The sequence below is a fragment of the Bradyrhizobium quebecense genome (assembly GCF_013373795.3).
In the GTDB taxonomy this organism is placed as follows: domain Bacteria; phylum Pseudomonadota; class Alphaproteobacteria; order Rhizobiales; family Xanthobacteraceae; genus Bradyrhizobium; species Bradyrhizobium quebecense.
On record NZ_CP088024.1, the window covers coordinates 42158 to 65057 of the forward strand.

12 protein-coding genes and 3 pseudogenes are annotated in these 22900 nt (G+C 62.5%); 5 read left to right on the forward strand and 10 right to left on the reverse strand.

Features of this window, described 5'->3' with window-relative positions; genetic code table 11:
• Positions 1 to 226: 226 nt before the first annotated feature.
• The 3 genes from HU230_RS42500 to HU230_RS42510 all read left to right on the forward strand — a co-directional run bounded on the left by HU230_RS42500 (position 227) and on the right by HU230_RS42510 (position 4170).
• Positions 227 to 733 (forward strand): avidin/streptavidin family protein, encoded by a 507-nt coding sequence (locus HU230_RS42500; RefSeq protein WP_224944432.1) that lies wholly within the window; start codon positions 227 to 229, stop codon positions 731 to 733.
• Positions 734 to 1940: 1207 nt separating this feature from the next.
• The gene (locus HU230_RS42505; protein ID WP_176529003.1) at positions 1941 to 2111 is read left to right on the forward strand and encodes a hypothetical protein; all 171 of its coding nucleotides are present in this window, start codon (positions 1941 to 1943) and stop codon (positions 2109 to 2111) included.
• Positions 2101 to 4170, forward strand: coding sequence for a recombinase family protein (locus HU230_RS42510; protein ID WP_176529004.1), 2070 nt, complete (start codon positions 2101 to 2103; stop codon positions 4168 to 4170). Before HU230_RS42505 ends, HU230_RS42510 begins: the two co-directional genes overlap by 11 nt.
• On the opposite strand, the pseudogene HU230_RS42515 reads toward HU230_RS42510, so the two are convergent.
• A pseudogene (locus tag HU230_RS42515) lies at positions 4140 to 4970 on the reverse strand (IS3 family transposase); the annotation flags it as partial. The gene HU230_RS42510 and the pseudogene HU230_RS42515 overlap by 31 nt on opposite strands.
• Before the next feature lie 226 nt (positions 4971 to 5196).
• Between HU230_RS42515 and HU230_RS42520 the strand changes: the two are divergent.
• Complete coding sequence (locus HU230_RS42520) at positions 5197 to 6579, forward strand: IS110 family RNA-guided transposase (RefSeq protein WP_224944434.1); 1383 nt, start codon at positions 5197 to 5199, stop codon at positions 6577 to 6579.
• 2 nt (positions 6580 to 6581) lie between these two features.
• On the opposite strand, the pseudogene HU230_RS42525 reads toward HU230_RS42520, so the two are convergent.
• The 9 genes and pseudogenes from HU230_RS42525 to HU230_RS42565 form a co-directional block, all read right to left on the reverse strand.
• Positions 6582 to 6842 (reverse strand): annotated as a pseudogene (locus HU230_RS42525) (transposase); the annotation flags it as partial.
• Positions 6843 to 7452: 610 nt separating this feature from the next.
• Positions 7453 to 8735, reverse strand: a pseudogene (locus HU230_RS42530) (IS256 family transposase).
• A gap of 843 nt (positions 8736 to 9578) precedes the next feature.
• Positions 9579 to 13364, reverse strand: coding sequence for an AAA family ATPase (locus HU230_RS42535; RefSeq protein WP_224944436.1), 3786 nt, complete (start codon positions 13362 to 13364; stop codon positions 9579 to 9581).
• A gap of 3 nt (positions 13365 to 13367) precedes the next feature.
• Positions 13368 to 14600, reverse strand: a complete 1233-nt coding sequence (locus HU230_RS42540; protein ID WP_224944438.1) for an exonuclease SbcCD subunit D — start codon at positions 14598 to 14600, stop codon at positions 13368 to 13370.
• Between the two features lie 121 nt (positions 14601 to 14721).
• On the reverse strand, positions 14722 to 18669 hold the full coding sequence (locus tag HU230_RS42545) for an ATP-binding protein (RefSeq protein WP_224944440.1): 3948 nt from the start codon (positions 18667 to 18669) through the stop codon (positions 14722 to 14724).
• 161 nt (positions 18670 to 18830) lie between these two features.
• Positions 18831 to 19556 carry a nucleotidyl transferase AbiEii/AbiGii toxin family protein gene (locus HU230_RS42550; RefSeq protein ID WP_338077501.1) on the reverse strand — a complete coding sequence of 242 codons (726 nt, stop codon included), beginning with the start codon at positions 19554 to 19556 and terminating at the stop codon, positions 18831 to 18833.
• Positions 19529 to 19768 (reverse strand): hypothetical protein, encoded by a 240-nt coding sequence (locus tag HU230_RS42555; protein ID WP_224944444.1) that lies wholly within the window; start codon positions 19766 to 19768, stop codon positions 19529 to 19531. The genes HU230_RS42550 and HU230_RS42555 overlap by 28 nt, the downstream gene beginning before the upstream one ends.
• A gap of 206 nt (positions 19769 to 19974) precedes the next feature.
• Entirely contained in the window at positions 19975 to 20676 is a 702-nt protein-coding gene (scpB, locus tag HU230_RS42560; RefSeq protein ID WP_224944446.1) for an SMC-Scp complex subunit ScpB, read from the reverse strand.
• A 1-nt stretch (position 20677) separates the two neighbouring features.
• Positions 20678 to 21487, reverse strand: coding sequence for a DUF1403 family protein (locus HU230_RS42565; RefSeq protein WP_224944504.1), 810 nt, complete (start codon positions 21485 to 21487; stop codon positions 20678 to 20680).
• A gap of 255 nt (positions 21488 to 21742) precedes the next feature.
• Between HU230_RS42565 and HU230_RS42570 the strand changes: the two genes are divergently transcribed.
• Positions 21743 to 22888, forward strand: a complete 1146-nt coding sequence (locus HU230_RS42570) for a site-specific integrase (protein WP_224944449.1) — start codon at positions 21743 to 21745, stop codon at positions 22886 to 22888.
• Positions 22889 to 22900 lie beyond the last annotated feature (12 nt).

Genomic DNA, 22900 nt, shown 5'->3' on the forward strand with positions numbered 1-22900 from the left:
TACACAGCACTCATCCTAACCCGACAAGGCGGCCTACACCGGAGGAAGACCGATGCGGTCACGCGCAGTTCTGATTACCGCGGGCCCCCTCCCTCATCGAACTGAAGTCTAAGAGAGCCCCACCATTCTACCTATTCGAGCAACCAAAATATGTTACTCGTTTAACTTGTTGGCGGTTACGTTTATAAGCAGCCAGCTCCGCTTATGGAGCGATATGGAGTCGGCAATGTCTCAAGCAAACTGGAAATTGGCGAAATGGATGGGCGCGGCTTGCCTCGGGCTGCTGCTGGCGGGACCGGCAAAGGCGCAACCCCTCTGGACCTGGAGCAACCAATACGGCTCGACCCTAGCGGTCAACAGCTACAACCAGAGCACAGGCGCGATTTCCGGCACCTATACCAACAACGCGAGCAATAGCTGCGATGAAGGCGCGCCTCAGGCCATGACAGGTTGGCTCGCCCAGACCAATAACGGCACGGCGATCAGCTTTTCAGTCAACTTCGTAGGTTGCGGCTCGACTACCGTGTGGACCGGACAGCTCAATGCTGCGTCGGGCTTTCAGGGCCTTTGGCTGCTTTCGCTCGCCGAGCCGGTGGTTTGGAATGGCATCAGTGCCGGGGCCGACACCTTCACTTTCGCTAACGGCGACAAGTCGAAATTGACGTCAGCTGGTGGCGAGGCGGCTATGGGCGGCGCAGGCGAGAAGCTCTCGAACACGAAGAATCGCAAATGACATAACTAGCCAGTGTGACGACGTTTCGAACAACGTCGTCACACTGTCCGCCTTCATTGCATGGCAAAGAGGCCCAATGCAGTGCGCCACCTTGCGGCGCCTCCGAAACACCCAGCTCTCCATTTCGTCGGCTGCTGACACACATCCCGAAGACGTCGCATCGCCGTAGTACGTCGACACGCGAAACACCTCGAATTGCGTCCGGCGTTCGTGGCATGCCCTGAACGGATTCGTCATGGTCATCCTGGACCTGCGCCTCGGCCCGGCGAACAGGCGGCCGTTGCGATGGTAGGGGGCTGAGCAGCGAAAAGGCTGCGCACGAAGTCGGAGGGTCGCAACCTGTCGGAGCCAGGTTCGAAAGGCGGGTGGCATGCCACCAGCGATGTTCAGATCTATTCTGCTCATCGCGCCCTGCAGCAGATGGCTGCCGTCGCGATCGCAATCGCGCTCGCTGCCGATCGCCGTTGTCGAAGTTCACCGCAACCTCCAAGCTCAGAGTTGTTGCGACGACCGCTTGAATCCGCCACAATGTCCCGATGCATCGATCGGATCGTCATGTCGTTGAAGCAGATCAAAGGAACGCTGGTGCGCGGTCATATCAAAAGCCGACCAGCTCGGCGGCTGCCTAGTGAGCCGGTCCCGATTGTCTGAACAGAATCTCCGCATCAATAAGTGGAGCCTCTGCCGGGGTTTAGGCTGCCGTACGGAGCGGCAGCGAGGTGAAGTAGGCTTGATCCGGTGTGCTGCCGTCAAGGCTCGAATGTGGACGGCGGCAATTGTACAACGACGTTTGAGAACGCCCACAGGACCGTTCTTCGCGAGGTTCTTTATCGGCATCATCCCTGGTTTGGTCGCCGAGTTTGCGTTCATGGGGCGGTCGACAAGGCTGACGATGTCGTTTTTCGCTGCACCCTGGACGGATCGCAAGCAGACCGTTGGCTGGAAGTTCCAGCATGGATGTTCGACCGGACGGCCTGCCCTGACGCCGAGCTTCTGACAGTTCGGCCGTTTGTTAGCATCGATGCACTTGCGGCGCTCGCTGCGCTTCTCGATCTGGCGTTGAAGGATCGAACGCCATCAGCTGCCCCGCTTTCTGGCGCATCCAGAGGCTCTCACGACCAGAATCGGGGAGCGACTCATGTCACGCGAGACGGCAATGCCAGGGAGCGGATACCGACACAATCGACAACCGCGGTTGCAGCAGCAGATGGATCTGTTCGGGAGCGGCCTGTCGAACGGCGCCCTCGGCGCGCCGGCATGGTCGGAGCTGCCGGCGGAAGCGCGGGCGGCCCTCACAAGCCTGATGACGCAGTTGATCCTCGACCATGCTGCGATGACAGCGACGCCGCCCGCGAAGGGGGTCGATCATGATCTCTGACAAGGTCAGGCCTCATCATCTGGAGCGTAAGGCGATTCTTTACGTGCGCCAATCCTCAGCACATCAGGTGTTGCACAATCGCGAGAGCAGCGCATTGCAATACGCCATGCGGGACCGGCTGACGGCACTCGGGTGGTCAGAGATCGAAGTGATCGATGATGATCTCGGTCGTTCAGCCGCCGGCGGCGTGCAACGCGCCGGTTTCGAGCGAATGGTAGCGGAGGTTTGCCTCGGTAAGGTTGGTGCGGTTTGCGCCCGCGAGGTCTCGCGCTTCGCCCGCAACAGCCGGGATTGGCAGCAACTCATCGAGATGTGCCGCGTGGTCGATACCGTTCTGGTCGATCAGGAGACTATCTATGCGCCAAGGCACGGCAACGACCGCCTGCTGCTCGGGCTCAAGGGCAGCCTCAACGAGTACGAACTGGATTTGTTGCGCCAACGCTCGCTCTCGGCCCGCTACGAGAAGGCGCGCCGGGGCGAGTTGGTTGTGGCGGCGCCCGTCGGCTTCGTGAAGGCCGGCGACCATTATGAGAAAGATCCGGATCGGCGTGTCCAGGAAGCGATCAAGCTGGTGTTCGACAAGGTCGAGGAACTGGGCAGCGCGCGACAGGCGCTCTGCTGGCTCCACGAGTACAATCTCGATCTACCAGTGAAGCAGTCCAACGGCGACACAGCCTGGCGGCGACCGAGTTACTCCGCCATCCACCGGATCATTGAGAACCCGGTCTACGGCGGCGCCTATGCCTATGGTAAGACGGCTGTGGCGGCGGGATACAGCGCCGGGGGCGTGAGCTTGAAGATCCGCCGCAAGACACGGAACGAATGGCTGGCGCTGAAGCCCAACACCCACGACGGGTATGTGAGCTGGGAGAGGTTCGAGGCGATCCGCACCATGGTCAGCAGCAACGTTCCCACCGGTCGGCATCACGGCGCACCCAAGCATGGTGACGCGCTGCTGGCCGGTCTGATCCGGTGCAAGCGCTGCGGCCGCAAGCTCACACTCCGGTACTCCGGCATGAAGCACCATATCCCACGCTACAGCTGCAGCCGCGCCTGGATGGACAATGGCGGTCCTCACTGCATCGCCTTCGGCGGATTGCGTGTCGATGATGCAATCGAGGAAGCACTGCTTGGCGTCGTCGGTCCGGGCGCTATCGCCGCTGCAACCGCTGCCGCCGAAGGAGCCAGGGAACGGCGGGATCAGGTGCGCGATGCGCTCAGTCGCGATCTGGAAGCGGCGCGCTATGCCGCCGACCGGGCTTTCCGGCAATACGATGCCGCTGACCCCGCGAACCGGTTGGTGGCGAGTGAGCTGGAAGCGCGCTGGAACAGGGCACTCGCTCACGCGGCGGAGGTCGAGGGCAAGATCGCCATGCATGATGCGGCCACGCCCGCACCCATTGCTGATCCAGCTTCGCTCGGCGTACTGGCCTCGAACCTCAAAACGGTCTGGGATGCGCCGACGACGGATGCTCGTCTCAAGAAGCGCATTGTACGCACCCTCGTCCATGAGGTCGTGGCCGATATAGACGACGCGGCGTCCGAGATCGTTCTCATCGTCCACTGGGTGGGTGGCGCTCACAGCGAGTTGCGCTTGCCCAAGCGCCGGCGCGGACAGCGCAACAGCACTTCCGCCGATATTATCCAAGCCGTGCGTCAACTGGTGCTGATCGCCAGCGACGATCTGATTGCCGGCCTCCTCAACCGAAACGGCCTCAAGACGGGCAACGGCAATCGCTGGACCCGCGAGCGCGTCACATCAATGCGCTCGAGCTACCACCTCCCGGTGTTCAAGCCCGCCGATGACGGGATCGAACCCTGGCTCAACCTTAGCAACGCCGCAAAGCTCCTGAAGGTCGCGCCCAAGACGCTCCGGCTCGCCGCTGAAGCCGGCGAGATCGCAGCCATCCATCCGCTATCGGACGGCCCGTGGATCTTTGCTCGCGCCTCGCTGATAACAGCTGCCGCTCAATCTATCGCCGAAGGAGCGCGACAGAACCCAAGATACCCCACAGGATCGCATCCCGATCAGCAAACTCTCTTCTCTTCAACAACATAGACAGATGGGTGTTCTGATGCGCGGTTGTAGAAGTCGAGGTATCGGCCGATCGAGGCACGAGCTTCGCTGACGTTCTCGTAGGCCCGCAGATAAACCTCCTCGTACTTGACGCTGCGCCACAGCCGCTCGACGAACACGTTGTCCCGCCAGGCACCCCGGCCGTCCATACTGATGGCGATGCCGTTGTCGGTGAGCACGCCGGTGAACTGCGAGCCTTGGTCGGTGTTGAAGATCTCCGGCTTGCCGTGACGGGCCAGGGCATCTTCCAGTGTCACGACGCAGAATGCAGCCTCCATGGTGATCGACAGCCGCCACGACAGAACCCGGCGGGTCGCCCAGTCCAGCACCACGGCCAGATAGACGAAGCCTCGCGCCATCGGGATGTAGGTGATGTCCATCGCCCAGACCTGGTTCGGACGCGTGATCTCCATACCGCGCAGCAGATACGGATAGATCTTGTGGCCGGGCTCGGGTTGGGTGGTGCGCGGACGGCGGTAGAGCGCCTCTATCCCCATCCGCCGCATTAGCGTTTTGACATGCCGGCGGCCGATCTTGCACCCCTCGGCAGCCAGCAGGCCTCGCAGCATTCGCGAACCGGCGAAGGGAAACTCCAGATGCAGCCGGTCGAGCCGCTGCATCAGCGCGAGGTCTTTGGGCGGCACTGGACGCGGCAGATAGTAGACGCTGCCGCGGCTGATGTTCAAAGCTTCCGCCTGCTTGCTGATCGGCAGATCGTGTTTACGGTCGATCATCGCTTTGCGCTCAGCAATCCCGCCTTGGTGAGCGCTCCTTCTAAAAAACTGAGCGGGCGCTGCGCGCCCCCTGTGGGATATAAACGGGTAATCGCTAGACTGCGGCCGGAAGGGAGCGGCCGATACGATTTTGGTGGCACGTGACCCCGTCAAAAAACATGGTCCATGGGCTGTTGCGCACTTGAGAGTGGTGACGCCATCTCGGCGATCCCGTTTAGGAATTTGAATAAATTGCGCAGCCCAGCCCTTCCGCCGGAGCCAGGAGGAGCTACAGATGAACCCCAAAAGATCGAAGTCGAAGGACGGCGGTAACATGCCGATGGTGCACCCGAACGCGGCTGCCATCGACGTTGGCGCCACCATGCATATGGCGGCCGTTAGGGCAGATCGCGCACCGGAGCCAGTCCACAGTTTCGGTACCTTCACGGCCGATCTGCATCGGCTGGTTGACTGGTTTACGGAATGCGGCGTCGAGACCGTCGCCATGGAATCGACCAGCGTCTACTGGATTCCGATTTTCGAGCTTCTCGATGCCCGGGGATTTACCGTGTTCCTTGTCAACGCGCGCGATGCCAAGCACGTGCCGGGGCGTAAGACCGATGTCAGCGATGCGCAATGGTTGCAGCGACTCCATTCATTCGGGTTGCTGCGGGCCAGCTTTCAGCCCAAAGGGCAGATTGCCGAACTGCGAGCCTACGTGCGTCAGCGCGAGCGTCTGCTGGAGTACGCGGCCGCACACATCCAGCATATGCAGAAGGCCTTGACGGAGATGAATCTTCAGCTCCACCACGTCGTCGCCGACATCACCGGCGCGACCGGCTTGCGTATCATACGCGCGATCCTTGCCGGCGAGCGCGATCCCGAGGCGCTGGCGTGCTTGCGCCACTACAGTTGCCACTCCAGTGCCGAGACGATTGCGAAGGCGCTCACCGGGAGCTACCGCGCCGAGCATCTGTTTGCGCTCGAGCAGGCACTTGCCCTTTACGACACCTGCCACGAGAAGGCATCTGCCTGCGACGCCCGGATCGAAGCCGTGTTGAAGGAACTGAGCAACCATCGCGGTCGTGGCCATGGACCAGCACCGCGGGCCTCGCTGCGTCGGAATCGGACCGATCAGGCGAACGCTCTAGCTTTCGACGTCCGCGAGGCGCTGTTCGCGTTGCTGGGAAAAGACATCACCACGATCGACGGCCTCGGTCCTTACCTCTCGCTGAAGCTGATCGCTGAATGCGGGGACGACCTCTCCTCGTGGCCAAGTGCAAAGCATTTTACCTCCTGGCTAGGACTGGCGCCGAGCAACAAGGTCTCCGGCGGCAAAAGGCTCTCGTCCCGAACGCGCCGATCCGGCGGCCGGGCGGCGGCGCTTCTGCGCCTTGCTGCCGTCACCGTCGGACGCACCGATACTGCGCTCGGCGCCTTTTACAGGCGACTTTCATCGCGCATCGGTAAGGCCAAGGCAGTGACCGCCACGGCCCGCAAGATCGCAGTTCTGTTCTACAATGCTGTGCGATACGGAATGGACTATGTCGATCCCGGGGCCTCTTCCTACGAGACGCGCTACCGGACGCGAGTGGTCAACAATTTGCATCGGCGTGCCAAGGCATTCGGCTTCGTTCTCCAGCCCTTGGAGCCGACCGTCGGCGATGCCGTTTCTTAGGAATCGTTCTCCAGCGTCAACTCGCCGATCTTGGCGTGCAGCGACTTCACGTCGACGGTGGGTTCAGCGATCCGACGCCCGCCGCCCGGACCGAAAACATCGGCAGCGCTGCCTTCGAGCTGGGCCTTCCACGATGTGATCTGATTGGGGTGAACGTCGAACTGCTCCGCTAGTTGCGCCAGCGTGCGGTCACCCTTGACGGCGGCAAGCGCCACCTTCGCCTTGAAAGCCGGAGTGTGGTTCCGCCGTGCTCGTCTGCTCATCGTCTCTCCTGATTCGCGGGTCAATCTTGCCCGCCGTCAGGCAGAAACTCCACTTATCGCACTGTTCAGATTTGCGGGACCAGCTCACTCTTCGATCTGTCTGTACTTTGCTTCAAAGTATCGCTCGGACGGGTACGTGATAATAGGTCGAATGATAATTGTTGCCTTGTTGTCATCGAACCAAATGACCATCTTTGATGGGCAGCGGGTTCGGGACCGGCTGATCTGGCCTGAGCGATTGGTAAATGCCGGGATCGGCCTCACACTGGACCGCGACGGATCCTGGATGAATCTCTCTTAAACTCAGCTTCACGACGTACCCCAATTATCCGCCTCACCGGCCGGATAGCCCCGATCGCATAGGTTTCAGCCCGCCCGTCGAGCGATGGCAAGAATAGCCCGAATCAGTGCGACTGCTGCCAAGATTGCACAACGAGGCTATGGTGATTGACGAATTGAGACCCACGGTCGACATCCTGCTTATCATGGCGGTCGGATAGCGCACGACGAAAGAGGACAAGGTTCCGCTTTCAACGCGGGTCTGCTCGTATCAGATGGGAATGCGAACCCCGCTCGAGCTATCGCCAAATTTTGGTGACGGCGCGGCCGGTCAGGCGGCGGCGGTTATGGGCTGACGGTCAGTCGGTTTGGCGATGACCTCGATCCCGTCGTTGAATGTCACACCGAGAACGAGTTTTGGCAACTGGTTGTGGCCATCGAGACGACGCCAGCTTTTCTGCGCGGCCTCAAGCAGTTTGAAGACCATCGCGAGCGCCGTTCTGTTGGACAGGCAGCCCTTCGATCGGATCGTGCGGTGGCGCACGGTAGCGAAGGTGCTTTCAATGGGATTGGTGGTCCGCAGGTGTTTCCAGTGTTCGGCCGGGAAGTCGTAGAACGCCAGTAGCGTGTCCCGATCCTTGCTCTGGCAGTCGGCCGCCTTCTCGTATTTGGGCGTGTAGCTCTCGATGAAGGCGTCGAACGCCAGCTCGGCGGCGGCCTTGGTTTCGGCCATCCAGATCTCCTGCAACGCGCGTTTGGCTTTAGGCTGCTGGCTCTTCGGCAACTTGGCGATCACGTTGGCGGTCTTGTGTACCCAGCAGCGCTGCTCGCGCGTTTTCGGCCAGACCTCGCCGGCGGCCTTCCAGAACCCGAGCACGCCGTCGGCGATGGTGAGCCGCGGCGGCACGCCGAGCCCGCGCCGCTTCAGGTCGAGCAGCAGATCGCGCCAGTCCTGCGCGCTCTCGCGGGCGCCATCGGTGAAGCCGACCAGTTCCTTGCGGCCTTCCGGCGTCGCGCCGATCAGCACCAGGATGCACTGCTTTTCGTCTTCGAGGCGTGCTTGGAGATGGATGCCATCGGCCCAGATGTAGACGTAGCGCTTCGCCGACAGATCGCGCCTCTGCCACGCGGTGTGTTCGTCAAGCCAACCGTCCTTCAGACGGCCGATGGCGGATGCCGACAACCCGGCAGCATCCTTGCCGAGCAGCGCCGCCAGAGCCTCGGAGAAGTCGCCGGTGGAGATACCCTTCAGGTAAGGGATCGGCAGCAGCGTCTCGATCGATTTCGAGCGGCGCATGTAGGGCGGCAGGATCGACGGAGAGAACCGGATGCGGTCGGGATCGGTAGCCTCCGCCTCGCGATCGCGTACACGCGGCTGGCGGACGCCGACCGGACCGATACCGGTCATCACCTCGCGTTCCGGCAGGTGACCGTGGCGCACGAGCGCTGGTGGCCGTCCGCAGTCCTCAAATCGGCATGCTTGCCGAGAAAGTCCGCGACCTCGGCCTCGACCGCCTGGGCCAACAGAGCACGCGCCCCATTGCGCAAGATTTCGGTGAGTTGATCGTCGACGTTTCCTGGCTGAATCAACTTGATGATGTTATCTTTGGACACGGCATATCGCTCCTTCGGTGGAGAAGTGGAGGCGTCAAGCACCCCCACGATATGCCGCCTTCCCGATTCCCGCCGTCACCAACTTTCAGCGATAGCTCACCCCGCTCATGCGCGCGGCACTACTAGCACTTTCGCTATAATAGGGCCGCAGCTTGCGGCCAGCGATGACCCGCTGGTCAACGAGGCATTCTCGCTACACAAAAAATCAGATGAAATCAACCTCGGAGTGTACTTTGTCTTATCCGCAACTCCAGATCTCGCAACCAATGAACAATCGAGAAGCTTCTTCGAGGTGAAAATAGGACTGGTAATTGGCAGCAATGCCAGTGCCGTCGGTGCAGCGTCGGACGAGGAGGACACGACCTCGCGGCTCCGGCCGGACAGGACGACCAGCTGGGAGAATATTTTCGCGGATCGGACCTTCGAACACGATTATTGACGACCGTTGTGCACGAACAACTGCCATCTTCCCATTCTGCTGACGTCCTTGACCCGGACATGACCGTATGGCTCGATGGCCACGACCTACGGAGCGGCCGTGCAAGTTCAACCAGCGCCATCAGATGACACCGAACGAAATGAGCCTCCGCTGGGACGGCAACCGCGCCGCGAGAGCTGTCGCCCTTGGACCGCGGTTGAGAAACACAAGCTCAAGGGGCTGATCGAGCAAGGACTGCCGGCAAGCAAGATCGCGCGAGCGCTCAGACGGCCACTGAGCTCGATCACGGTGATGGCAATTGGGCTCGGCTTGCCGCTCAAATAGCGAGTACTGCGAATCCGCGGCAGGGGCCTTGGCTGTGATCAGTGCTTCCGCGATGCCGCCACTCGTGACCGCGCCGCCGTCTATTGCACGGCCTCGACAGCGGGCCACACCGTTCCCATTCCGGTAGAAACCCGAATCTCAGAGCGCCCCGCGCCGCACTTTTCAACGCGAACCTGCACGGCGATCCGCTCGATCATGGCAGCGACATGAGTGATGACGCCAACTTTTCGTCCTCGTCCCTGCAAGGTTTCCAATGCATCTACTGCCAACTCGAGCGTGTCGGCGTCCAGCGATCCGAAGCCTTCGTCGATGAACAGCGTATCGACAAAGGACGATCGGCCCTCGAGGCCTGATAGAGCTAACGCAAGCGCCAACGAGACCAGGAATCGCTCGCCGCCGGAAAGACTCCGCGTCCCGCGAATCTCATCGTCCATGTCGCAGTCGATGATATATAGTGCGAGATCTGACACCTTTCCCCGCGCGAGCCTGTAACGGGGGCTCAGTGCATTGAGATGATCATTCGCTAGTTGCACCATGTGATCGAGTGTGATGCCCTGTACGAAGCGACGAAAGCGATCGCCATTGGCTGAGCCGATGGCGTCATCGACCGCCTGCCAAATGGCAAGTTCCGCCTGTGCGGCCTCTATCTCCGTAGATAGGCTTGCAGCTATGCGGCGTGCCTCATCGTCGTGCGCAAGCGATGCGCATAGTGTGCCGGTTCGTTGATGCAGATCGGCGATTTCCGTTGTCAGGGTTGCAACGGCGGCAGTCGACGCCTCCGCGTCAGTTGTTTCGTCGAACCCTTCGAGCGATCTCTCGAGGTCTTCCCGACGCATCAGGACGGCGGCGTCCGCATCGTTTACGGTTCGGTCGATCTCTTGGATTCGTCTCCGTAGCGCTCTGCACACTGCTGGGTCGGTGGCAATCAGCGTGAACACCTGACCCGGCGACCGGGCGATACCCTGACAGGCCATATTGAAGGCCCCTTCGGCTGACGCGCGGCGATTCTTCGCGGCCTCCAATCCCGCGACAGCCTCCTCACAGCGAGCGCTGGCCGACTGGAACGCGCCGGCAGCAGCGGATTTCGCCTCGCGCGCCTTGGCCAGGGTTTCGCGGGCCGTTCGACGAGCTTCGTTGATCCGGGTCCGGTGACTGGCAGTCGCCTCACCACCAAGAAGTTCAGCTCGGGCGGTCGCCTTCTCTTCCACGACCAGTCGACGTTGATTGAGACGGGCCGCACTCTCCGTCGTCTGCGTCCGTGCGTACTCAAGCGAGACGGCCGCCGCCGCACGGTCCGGCGCAAACCGTTGCAGCGTCATTTCGAGCTCACCTGCCCGCTTACGCAGTGCATCGTACTCTTGCGCAACGGCTGAAAGTCTGTCGGCGCAGCCCACCGGGTCGGCGTCGAGCAGCTCGATGGTCAGATCGGCTGCAACGAAGAATGACGATATCTCGCGATCGATGGTAGCGAGGCTCTCTGCGAGCGCCGCTTCCCGGATTGTGGATTCCGTGGCTTTCAGTTGCGCTGCATGAAGTTCAGAGCGTCGTTGGTCGACTTTTCGAATTGTCGATTCGACGGACCGAACGAGTGCGTCATGCTCCCGCTGCCAACCGTCGCTCTCGGCCCGAAGGCGCTGAACGTCTGCGAGTGGGGCAGCAATCGAGATCCGTTCCGCCTTTGCGGCCGAGGTGAGCGCCGCCAATTCGCATGTGGCTTGACGGTCGAGCGCGCGAGGCACACTCCCCTTCACTCTCGCCTTCGAGCAAAGGTCATTCACCATTGGCCTTAGTTCGATATAAGCGCTCTCGGCTGCCGAAACCTGGCCGCGCGCGATATCAATCACACGGTTCGCCTCCGCCCGGCGCCCTTCTGTAGCGGCAAGTGCGCGTGTCGCGGTGCTGAGACGCTGGCCTATTGCAGCCAGCGCCGTATCCAGCTCTTCGCGACGACGGCGAACGGTTGCGACCACCTCGTTCAACGCGCTGGGGTGGGCGAGATGGGGATGGTCTGTGCTGCCGCATACCGGGCACGGAACATTCGGAGCTAGCAGGCTGCGCAGATGGACGGCCTCGGAGGAGACAGCCTCATCGGCCAGTTCCGCGAGCGGCACGATTTCGACGCGTGCGGCCCGACTGTGGAGCTGCTCGGATTCGGCGTCAGCGATTTGTCTGCTTGCTGCGCTCATGTCCTGCACCGCAACGGCGAGCGCCGACTCTCCGCGCGCTAGATCTCCAGACGCACGAATATGCTGCTCGCAAATGGTGCTTGCCTCGCGCAGAGCCTCAAGCGCGTCTTTAAGATCGCTGTCACGTTGATGGAGCGTCGGCTCGTCGATTGCGGCAAGGCTATCGCGACACTGAGCGATGTCGCGACTGAGGCTGTCTTTCCGCTCTCGATCTGCCGCGAGCATCTCCGACAGCTCGCCTATCTCACCTTCCAAACGCGCTATTATTGCCGCAGATTCGTCCGCCCGGGACGACGTCAGGCTGCTACTCTGTTTGAGAGTAGCACGCTTCTCCAGCAGAACCGTCGCGTCACTGAGGCGATCAGCAAGGAAAACGCGGGCTGATTGCTGCCTCAATTGAACCATTGTTATGCCCAGCGAATCTGTGCATTGGCCAATAGCCTGATCAAGCGCTGCCAGCGCGTCTACGTTGGATCGGAGCGTCGTTTCCGCCTGCTGGGACTTCGCTGCCGCATCAGTAAATTCGATCTTGGCCGCGACCAGTTCGGCGTCGAGCTTCTCGGCTTCGCTCCAGAGGGGACCAAAGCGCTTGAAGAGGTCTTCTGCGGCCTCGTCGGCTGTTGCAGCATCGGACAGTTGACCTGCCGCGGCATCGTCGCGCGTTCGCGCTTCTGCGCGGGCGATGAGCAAATCGTCGAGGCGTGATTCAGCCTCCGTCGCCGTTCGCCGCGCATTGTCCATTTCAACCGAAAGCGGGCGAAGCGGCTCGACGAGATCAAATTCGGCAAGCGACTGATATTCAATGGCGGCCGTCTCACGCGCTGAACGTGCCGTTCCGGCTCGATCCACTGCTTGAGCAAGATCGCTTTTGGCGGCAGCGACGCGCTTGAAATGATCGAGCCGTCCGTCGTGTTGATCACGTTCTGCGGCTTTCTGGGCAATAGCCGACGCAAGCCGACTTTGCTCGTCCAACAATCCCTGCCTGGCATCATCATCGAGAAGGCCAATGTCACCACGACGCTGCTCCAGCTGCTCGACGGCCCTTCGTCGAGCCTCCGTGCCCTCACGGACGCGGATCGAAATCGTCGCGTAGATTTCGGTGCCTGTGATTTTCTCAAGCAATTCTGCACGCTCGCTCTCAGCCGCGAGTAGGAAGGCATCGAATTCGCCCTGGGCGAGGAGTACCGTTCGTCGGAACTGATCGAACGTAAGCTCGGTCCTCGCTTCTACCGCCTCGCGAACCTGAGTCTTGCCCGTCGCCACGGCGCTGCCGGCGTCAAGGCGATACAGCGCGCGCTGCTCATTCTGAAGCCGGCCATTTGCCCGCCCGCGCGCGCGGTTGGCTTCCCAGCGGGCACGGTATCGCTCACCGTCCTGCCCGACGAAATCTACCTCGGCATAACCGCCGCCGGCACCTCGGCGCAGGATCGCGCGGCCGTCATGAATCGAGATCGGCTCTCCACTAGGGTCGGGAGCATTCTCGCGCCGGCCGACAGAGACGCGGGGGTATTCGCCGTAGAGCGCGAGGCACAGTGCATCGAGAATGGTCGACTTTCCGGCGCCAGTCTCGCCCGTGATGGCGAAGAGACCGGAACCCGCGAGCGGTTCTGCTGCAAGATCGATTTCGAAAGGTGCCGCAAGACTGGCCAGATTTTCCCCGCGGATCGCCAGGATTCGCATGGGTCAAGCCTCCGCCCGTGCGCGGTGGAAGACATCCAGATGGGCAACACCCGGCGCCGCGCCAAACTCACGCTCGAACGCGAGCTTAAACATGTCCTCTGGATCTCGTTCCGCCAACCGAATCAGAGGATCCGTCAGGACCTTCTCGTTCAGCGTACCGGGTATCGTGGCGACACGAGTATCGACAACGCGTACACGAAAGTTCTCGGTGATGCGGTCGATCTCCTCTCTGAATCCAGAAGGCAGCCCGTTACGAGCAAGTCTGATCTGGACGAACGGCCGCGCGTTGATCGGCAGATCTGGCTGGAGATCCAATGCCGTCAGGTGATCGCCAAGTTCAGTCAAACGCATATCACCGGACTCTGGCAGCCGCAGGAAAGGAACCGGACGATCGATTGGGATATGCTCCGACATGACCTGGGCACCATCGACGCTCACAAGCGTCACTCCATGAGCGTAAGACTGCTCCGTTGCCGACAAGGGGATCAATGATCCCGAATAGCGAACGCTATCGCGACCTATGGCCTGGGCCTTATGCAGATGACCAAGCGCGACGTAACTTGCTTCTGTCGGGAACACATCATGCGGCACGGCATGTTGACCGCCGACCAAGATCCGACGCTCAGCGCCCTCCGACTCGATGCCGCCCGCGACGTGGAGATGTCCCGTAAGGACAAACGGCAAACCATCCATCCGCGCCCGTAACGTGTCGAGCAATTCCGCGTAAAGACTGCGTACTCCGGCGATCACGGGGGAGCCAGATTCGCCATCCAGCCGCGTCAAATTCGGGAGGCAGGCGGCAGTTGGGTAGGAGACCGCCAGCACATGTGCGGCCATTGCACCGCTGGCGTCGAAAATCGGCACGAGGTGCTGTGCCGCCTCGATCCGCCTATCGCGCCGCCGCACATTTCCAACGACGCGAATATTAAAGGCTTCTAACAAAGGCCGCGGCGCTTCCAACCGACCGGCGGCGTCATGATTGCCGGCAACGATCACTACGGTCATTCGCGGCTGCGCGCGGCTCAACCGCACTAGCGCGTTGTAAAGGAGTTGCTGCGCTTCTCCTGACGGATTCTGACTGTCGAACACATCGCCGGCGACCACGAGCGCGTCGATATTTCGCTCGACGACGATCTCCTCGAGGCGTCCAAAAACCTTGCGGAGCTCATACTCTCGAGAGAATCCACGCAATGTTTGACCGACGTGCCAATCGGCCGTGTGCAAGATGCGGATCATTCTTCCTCCGGCTCGTCCCTGCCTGCGTCCGCCCAACGAACGAGCAGTGCGCTCATGAGGAATCCATCAAGGACCACAGGCTAAGGACATTCTGACTGATCGTCACACGAAGACCGGATGTTTAGAAGATCGTGCCATGTACCTTCCACACATCATCGACGACCGAGATGCCGGGGATCGCGCCGCCCGCATCGGGAAATTGCACATATTCCCCCTCTCCAGCTTGGCCCACATTTTCCAGGTAGTACACGGAAGCATTGCCAGGCATCTGTTTGCCAAGACGCTTCAGATAGGCGAAGTGGTCTGACGAATGAACGTCCGACCGAGCCACGACGGCCAGGATCCGCCCCGCCAACTGGGATCGGTCGGGCGCTCGTCCAAGCAGCACATGGCCCTTGTCCGGCGCCACCGGAAAGGCGCTATCGCCAGCGACGACCGCCGCCGCGACCACCAGGGAGAGGATAGCCGAACCGGTTGCGGGAATTGCCTCGTCATGAGATTTGACCGGCACCGTCTCGTCAAACAAGACACCGACGATCTTGCTCAACGTGGCGCTGCTGCGCTGAACGAAGTGCGTCGGCGGTACGCGCGAACTCGCCGATGGCATGCTCTCCAAGACAATCCGCGACAAATCGGCCTTATCGATGCCGATGCGGCGTGCGTAGGTTTTCCCCGGCGTTTGCACGATAGCGAGGTCGCCGTTGCGAAGCTCGGCGGTCAGCGAGACGATCAGGGTCTGGCCGGGAAAGGCCACCAATCCCAATGTCGGCGCGCGCAGCGTGAAGAGCGAGATGTCGCCTAGCGACCCAAGCTCGAATTGGTTCTTTGCATCTTCGATGCTTGTGAGGGGAGCGCCGACCTCATGGGCGGCAAGCCGCCCGAGGACCGATATCGGCTTGGCCGGCAAGGGAACGACGTTCGGTTCGACCGGAGCCGTCGTGGCCTCCGCCAGGGCTTGTTCTGGCGGCAATCGGCCCATGAACCTGGCATAGGCGAGCCAACAGGCGTCGATCGCGGCGAAGACATCCTCATAATCTTGGCGGACGATATCCGCATCGACGGGCGTGAGCTGATCGGCCTTGCCGTGGTGCGCCTTGTTGATCGCGTCCCGGAATGGCGCACCGGCCTTCAGGGCAGGCAGCTCGATCAGCTTGCGGAACGACTCTTCGTTGAACGGCCGCTCTCCTCTGTTTCGCGCGTTGGCGATCTTGAAGAGGAGATCATTCAGCGTCGGGTCTTTCAGGACCGCAGGATCGGACGCCAGCAGATCCCAAAGCTTAATCTCGATGCGTACGCGGACGGGATGAACGAATGCCCGCGCGAGCATGACATCATTCGGATCGGTCTTTTGCCAGTATTCGCCGCGCAGCCTCGCTTCATCGGCGACGGGCGCCAGACTGACGGTGCATTTCGACGTAGAGATCGCCGAAAACTCCCACACTTCGGTGCGCCGGCCGGGCGTGGTGGTATTGTGCGCTGAGACGAACGCCTCGATGGTGGGTATGAAGCCAAAGTCGTTGCTGACGATCAGCGGGCTCATGTCCGCCGCGATCAGATGCGGAATCGTCGCTGCCAGATTGGCGACGTTGCCCGGATCGAGCAGATCCTGCGGATCATCCATCAGGATCGTCGAAATCCCACCGGACCTCGTCCAGACCTGCTGCCATAGCGCAAGGACAAACGCCGACAGGTAAGCCCGCAAAGCCGAAGCGTTCATGACATGATGCGCCTCGACCAGATGCTTGCCTTGTGCCGCCAGGAACGTAAAGCCGTCGCTCTTGGCCGGGTCCAACCCCGCGTAGGCAGGTGCTTGCAGGAACTGCGCCTTGTACATGCGCTGCGACCAGGCCGTTGCCTGGGAGTCGAGATCTAGGATCAGACCGGCGACCTGATCGTGAACAAGGGATGGAAACCGCGTGAACGGCTCAACTGCCTTCGCCGCACGATCAAGCTTTTCGATCCGCTCACACGCGGCCTTCCACTTCTCACAGGTCAGCTTGAACTGGCCCAATTGGCGACGCACACCGGCGAATGCCGTCGCCGCCTCGAGGTAGGTGTTAAGGACGCTCAGTTGCCCGGCGACCGCGCGCTCATTGGCGGGGGCATGGGTTTCCGCCGCGAAACGCAACACGCTCGCCACGGCGGACCTCGCGAATTCCGTGTTCGCGGCCCGATACCTGGCGAGACGAATCGCACGCCGCACCTTCTGGATCGCGCCTCGCAGGCCTTCGGCGTCGGGAATCTGTTGGGGGATGGCCGTGCTCGGCAACGGCGCGCGGACGGGTGCGCTCGCCCAGGCCGTGCGGCACAGTTCGGCGACGCCGGGTGCCATCTTACGAAGGACCGGCGGAAAATCCGGTTGCTCGAAGACCTCCTTGGACAACGCTGCCTTATAGACCGTCGCAAGGTCATCCGGCACATCGTCAGATACAAAGGGCTGCAAACTCGCCGGCAACTGTCCGCGCAGCCCACGCATGGCGTCGCGCTCCCATTCGGCGCCGGTCTTCAACAGTGCTGAATCCGCTTTGCGGGCCTCCTCTAGCGCGTCGGCCACGGCCTGATCCAGCAGCGCGTCCCGGGGGATCGCCCCGGGTTGCGTGAGATCGCGATCGCAAACTGGACATGTCGAGAAAGGCTGCCCCGGATGAGCAGCCTCATGCCATCTAGCAACCAGGCCATAGAGGCGCAGCCGATCCGAACGACTGGCATCCGACAGGCGATCGACCAGGCTCTTGGCCTCGGCCTCGATGCCTTCGAGGACCTTTTCGGCACATTCCAAGTCCGTCTCATGCAGCTCGCCGAGGTTCGCGGCGAGTTGCATGGAGGGCAATCCCCTCAAGGCAGCGCCGCTGAAACAGTTTTGAGCCGCCGTCAGCGCGTCTCTGAACCGTTTAATCTCGATATCCGACGTCAGGGGCGGCAGGGCCCCCAGAATCAACGTCGCTTCCTCGGCCGCCTGGTCTTCGACCGCCTTGAGGCGCTTCTCGGCGTCCGTGAGGCCAGCCACCCATCCCTCGCGATCTCCGTCGGCGGGAACGACGACGCAATCGAGGTTCGGCAGATCCTTCCCGTCCTTCAGAAGGTCGTCGAGGGTTTGCTTCTGGGCGCCCGCCGTCGTTTCGCAAGCTTCCTTCTCTTGCTTGGCCAGCTTCGGATACTTCTCGGTCAGCCGATCGTGCAGACGCCCACTCCGCACGCCAAAATGCGCCAACGGCCGCAGGCCGGTCAGTGTCGACACGGCTTGGGACAGCGTGGTCTTGTCATCGAAGCGGGTCGCGGCGGCGATGCCGGGCATCAGGATGCCGACCTGAAGCGCCAGCTCGGATAGCCCCAATTTTTCTAGACCAATCACGCCGGTCTTGAATCCGTTTTTACCCTCCCGCTGGAGGTGGCGCTCAACCACGATCTCCCTCCCGTCGATCAACGAGCGAAACGAGAGCCGAACCCATGTGTCGACCTTCGGCACGCCATCGACCGCTGCCAGCTCCTGCTCGGTGGGAATTGGCACAATCACTGGGATGTCAAATCCGCTCTTTTCCGCCTCAGCGCCGGCGACTTGCACCGAAATGCACTCATGCAACGGTGCCGGCAGCCCCTGCGAACGGTATCCATACCCCGTCAGGCACCAGCAAACGGCGCTCACCAGGGAGGTCTTGCCCGCCCCGTTGAACCCCCGAAACAGTGTGGCCGGTGCCGCGAGCTCAAGCTCGAACGGCTTGGGGTCTGAACCTCCCTCGGCGCAATGACGATGCAGCCCCCGGAAGCGATGCGCCTCGATCTTGGTAAGTTGCCATTTCTGAAAATCCGTCGGCGCCTTGGCCGGTGCGGACAAGGCTTTAGGTACATTGTCAAGCGCGGCGAGGACGCGATCCACCTCCCCATCCTGAATGGCAGTGTCTTTATCCGGATTCCAGTACGCGCGACGGTCTTGATTGTAGAACGCGAGAACAGCGCGGCTATCACTCAACGGCAGGGAAAATGTCTCTCCGCCAGCAACGTGCAGAACCTCTCCCGCGATGAGGTGAGATACGACTTCATCGAGGGTCATGTCTGCAATATTATGTTCCATCTCCACTCCTAAAGTTATTTTTTGATCACAACTGGCGCCACTTTCATATCAGCGGCGGAAGGCGAGGACCCAGATCTTTTGTGCGGCACGACGCACGTTTACTGCAGACTTCCGCCAAGATGTGCAGCTCTCGTCCGTAGAAACACCGCAGCCAGACGGGATTACTGCGAAGCCGGCGAAGCGTTGATGGTGTCCTGTAGTTTCTGGATGCGAACAATGATCTCGTCGAACGATAGCGGTTTCTCATCGAACATCATCGGCGCCATATCGCGATAATCAGCGCGCAGATCCTTAAGCCGCGTCTCCAACGGCACAAGCTGCAACGTGCCTGGGCGCGCGGTGTCGTAGCTCGCCCAGGCGGAGCGGAAAAACACCGCCTTGTGGTTGGCGACCTGCTCGAGCAGCGCGAAGTCGGCGGCGGCCGCCCTTCCGCCTTCAGTGTCGAGCAGCATCGCGATGTCGTAATAGTGTCGGGAGAAATATTGCGGCGTCGGGGCGTCCTTCGGACGGTGCGCCTCGGCGTGCAGCGCCGTGGCCTTTTCCCGGAAGGTGCGCCGCACCGACAGCACAGTCACGGTGCAATCCGCTTCCTCGAAGAAGTCGGGAAACTCATCCGCTGCATACGGGCGGATGTTCTTCTCTTCGGTCGGCCATGGATCGCCGCGCGCGTCGAATTCCAGCTTCACCCTCGGCGTGATGTAGGCCATGCCTTCATACGCCTCCTTGGGCAGCGCGGTCGGGTAGTGGAAGTTCACGCTCTGCGGATCGCTCGGATCGATCTCCAAGGACCATTCGCCGTTTGTCGGCTCTGATGCCTCGCAGACAGTAAAGGCATGTGCCGGAGCCCGGCCGGCGTTCGCTAAGGGTCGCCCACCTCGGCCCAACAAAGACGATCCTGCTCGGCCTTGAGCGCATCGAGGGTCACGGGGACAGGGCTGAGGTCAACGTTGTACATTGGCAGCGGCCAATGCCGGTACAGCGTGTCGACATGGTCTTGCGTCGCCGATTCCTGCAGCAGGCCCTCGGCAATCAGACGCTCGAGGAGTTCGCGCGTCAGTCGCTCGGCATCCCACAGCGTCTCGCGCTCCTTGAATTCCACCCCCCCAGACTTGGGAGCTCGCTTGCAGCCCTGCGAGCGTGAACATGCCGCATGCAGCCATCGCCTCGATCACCGCCACGACCGCGGGCATCCTCCGTCCAAAGGGGTTTTGATGGCCGGCGGGTGCATTCCCAGCTGCATGTACACATCGGGCCCGGTAGCGGAAGCTTCTCCCTCGAGCGTCAAACGAGGGGCCGGATTGGCCATCAGCCGGCCAGCGGTTCGTCGCGCTCGAAAGGCTCATCATCACCTTCGACGGCGGTCGCGTCGGCGCCCAAGTCGACGGGAAAGCCGTCCGCCAACAGTATGTCCTTGCTGAGCAGCCCGGCGTCCTCGAGCAGCTCGATGTCAGGCAGATCGCGCAAGGATTCGAAGCTGAAGTGCGACAGGAAGGTTTTCGTGGTCACGTTGGTATACGGCGCGCCAGGGGTTGGGCTTCGCGGGCCGGCCGCGATGAAGCCGAGCGAGCGAAGGTGACCAATCACATCCCGACTGATCTCCTTGCCGAACACCCGGCCGAGCTCGCCTCGGGTGATCGGCTGGAAATAGGCGATGCACATCAGGACAAGCGCCTCGGACTGCGACAGCGGTTTTGGCGCGGTGGCGCCGAGCCCGATGGCGGCGCGGATCGCATCGGCGAATTCCTTTTTGGTCCGATGCTGCCAGCCGCCGGCCACAGTGACGAGCTCGTAGGGCCGGCCGCGCAGCTCCTCTCGGATGTCGTCGATGATCAGATCGAGGCTGCAGTCGCGACCGACGACGCGCGCGAGTGTCTCGCGCGTCACCGGCTCGGGTGAGGCGAAGATGACGGCCTCGACCCGGCCCATCCATTCGCGCCAGCGCAGCTCCGGCGGCAGGTCGGTCAGTTCAGTGTCCAGCTCCTCCTTCGCTCGCGCGCGCCGCCCCATGTCAAAGCCCGTAGAGGCGGAAGGCGGATCGGCCGGTCAGCTCGCGCACCGCGCCGAGCGACACCAGCCGCTCGAACAGCCGCCGCGTGCTGCGATCGCTCACCGTCTTGCCGGCGCCGGCAGGCTGGGCGTCTTCCATCAGCAGGATTCCCACCATCCTGTCGGCGTCGCGGCCGCGCAGTTTCGGTGCGGCCGCCAGCAGCCGATTGGCCCGCCGCACGAGGTCGGCGTAGAGGTCCGATGCGACGGCGGCGGCGCGTGCATAGGCCTCGGCGCAGGCCGTCGGCCATGCTTGGTCGCCGGCGCCCGCCCCGACGGCGGCGCGCAGATCGGCGCGCCGGATCTGGCCAGCGATCAGTGGCACAGCCATCGGCCATTTCATGCGATGGGCAAGCACGATGTCGGCAAGCCACAAGGCCAGCGGCTCGCTATGCGGGATCAAGCGCATGCTCGCTGCTGCAATTTCCGCGGCGGCTGCGACGGCGCTCCCCTGCCGAGCCGCGAGTTTTGTCGCCACGGTGACGACGCCTTCGAGCGCGTCGTCGCAGCGCAGCTCGAACCGAATGGACAGCGTGATCAGCCAGTCGTCCGGCACCAACGCGGCGCGCTCGCCGAGGTGGCGCCAGGCCTTGAGGATGCGACCGCCGGGTCCGGGGTCATCGGTCTCGCGGCGCAGATACCAATGGTCGCGTAGCGCCGCCTCGTCCTCGGTGCGCCCGCCGTGCCGGGCGAGCACGGCGGCGTTGGCCAGCGCAAGACGATCGCGCCAAAGGAAGCTGAGCGGGTGCTCGCTGCGGGCGATCGGGTCGATCGCGACGAGCGCCGCGCCGGAAAAAACGCTGCATCGTCAACGGATTGCCCGGAGGCCGCCTGCCGAACCCAGGTTGGAAAGGGCGGGAAGGTCGGTGGGGCTTCAGGGAGGGTTCGCGCGCGTGAGGGCATGACTGAGTCTTAACCGAGCGCGGCGCTTTCTACCATCAAAAACGGTGGAAACCGCCGGGCCTGTCAGTGGATAACAACGACCGATAATGTTGCCTTATCGGTCGTTTTGCTCTTTATAGAGGGCATGCCCGTTTTCAGCGCCCAGAACCCGGAACATCGCGCTCCGCAGAGCGCCGCACCGCCTGAGAGCCCGCGGGCGGAAGCCGATCTGTCGACCGCGGAGGTGTCGGCCGAGCCGCGCGGCGGCCTCCCCTCCCCGCTCCCGGCTGCGGAATCCGGCGTGCCGGCGCATCTCGAACGGCTCGCCGACCGGGCCCGCGACTATGTCGAGGCGGCGAGCTCGGCCAACACCCGCCGGGCCTATGCCGCCGACTGGACGCACTTTTCCGGCTGGTGCCGGCGCCAGGGCCTCGAGGTCTTTCCGCCCGCCCCGCAGACGGTCGGGCTCTACATCACCGCCTGCGCCTCCGGCGCCGCGACCGCCGACCGCAAGCCGAATTCGGTGTCCACGATCGAGCGCCGCCTCTCGGCCCTGACCTGGACCTACGCGCAGCGCGGCACGCCGCTCGACCGCAAGGACCGTCACATCGCCACCGTCCTGGCCGGCATTCGCAACATCCACGCCGCCCCGCCCCGACAGAAGGAAGCCGTTTTGCCGGAGGACGTCATCGCCATGCTGGAGACGCTCAATCGGGGCACGCTCCGCGGCCTGCGGGACCGCGCCATGCTGCTGCTGGGCTTCGCCGGCGGCCTGCGGCGCTCGGAAATCGTCGGCCTCGACCTCCACCGCGACGACACCGAGGACGGCCGTGGCTGGGTCGAAATCCTCGACCAAGGCCTGATTGTCACCCTGCGCGGCAAGACCGGCTGGCGCGAGATCGAGATCGGCCGCGGCTCGTCGGACTCGACCTGCCCAGTCGTCGCGCTACAGATCTGGCTGAAACTGGCCCGGATCGGCCACGGCCCGCTGTTTCGGCGGGTGCGCGGGCAAGGCAAGGACGTCGGGCCCGATCGCCTGACCGACCAGCAGGTCGCCCGACTGGTCAAACGCGCGGCGCTCGCCGCCGGGGTGCGCGCCGACCTGCCCGAAGGCGAACGAGAGACGAAGTTCGCTGGACATTCGCTGCGCGCCGGCCTCGCCTCCTCGGCCGAGGTCGACGAGCGCTATGTCCAGAAGCAGCTCGGCCACGCCTCCGCCGAGATGACACGCAAATACCAACGCCGGCGCGACCGCTTTCGGGTCAACCTCACCAAGGCCGCCGGCCTCTGACGCTGGAACGGC

What these genes read in the sequence shown, in the direction of transcription:
- HU230_RS42540 (WP_224944438.1), bottom strand. Translation starts at nt 14,600, where the DNA reads ATGATCCGCATCTTGCACACGGCCGATTGGCACGTCGGTCAAACATTG.
- scpB (WP_224944446.1), bottom strand. Translation starts at nt 20,676, where the DNA reads ATGGGGCGGCGCGCGCGAGCGAAGGAGGAGCTGGACACTGAACTGACC.
- HU230_RS42545 (WP_224944440.1), bottom strand. Translation starts at nt 18,669, where the DNA reads ATGGAACATAATATTGCAGACATGACCCTCGATGAAGTCGTATCTCAC.
- HU230_RS42505 (WP_176529003.1), top strand. Translation starts at nt 1,941, where the DNA reads ATGGATCTGTTCGGGAGCGGCCTGTCGAACGGCGCCCTCGGCGCGCCG.
- HU230_RS42510 (WP_176529004.1), top strand. Translation starts at nt 2,101, where the DNA reads ATGATCTCTGACAAGGTCAGGCCTCATCATCTGGAGCGTAAGGCGATT.
- HU230_RS42500 (WP_224944432.1), top strand. Translation starts at nt 227, where the DNA reads ATGTCTCAAGCAAACTGGAAATTGGCGAAATGGATGGGCGCGGCTTGC.
- HU230_RS42570 (WP_224944449.1), top strand. Translation starts at nt 21,743, where the DNA reads ATGCCCGTTTTCAGCGCCCAGAACCCGGAACATCGCGCTCCGCAGAGC.
- HU230_RS42520 (WP_224944434.1), top strand. Translation starts at nt 5,197, where the DNA reads ATGAACCCCAAAAGATCGAAGTCGAAGGACGGCGGTAACATGCCGATG.
- HU230_RS42535 (WP_224944436.1), bottom strand. Translation starts at nt 13,364, where the DNA reads ATGCGAATCCTGGCGATCCGCGGGGAAAATCTGGCCAGTCTTGCGGCA.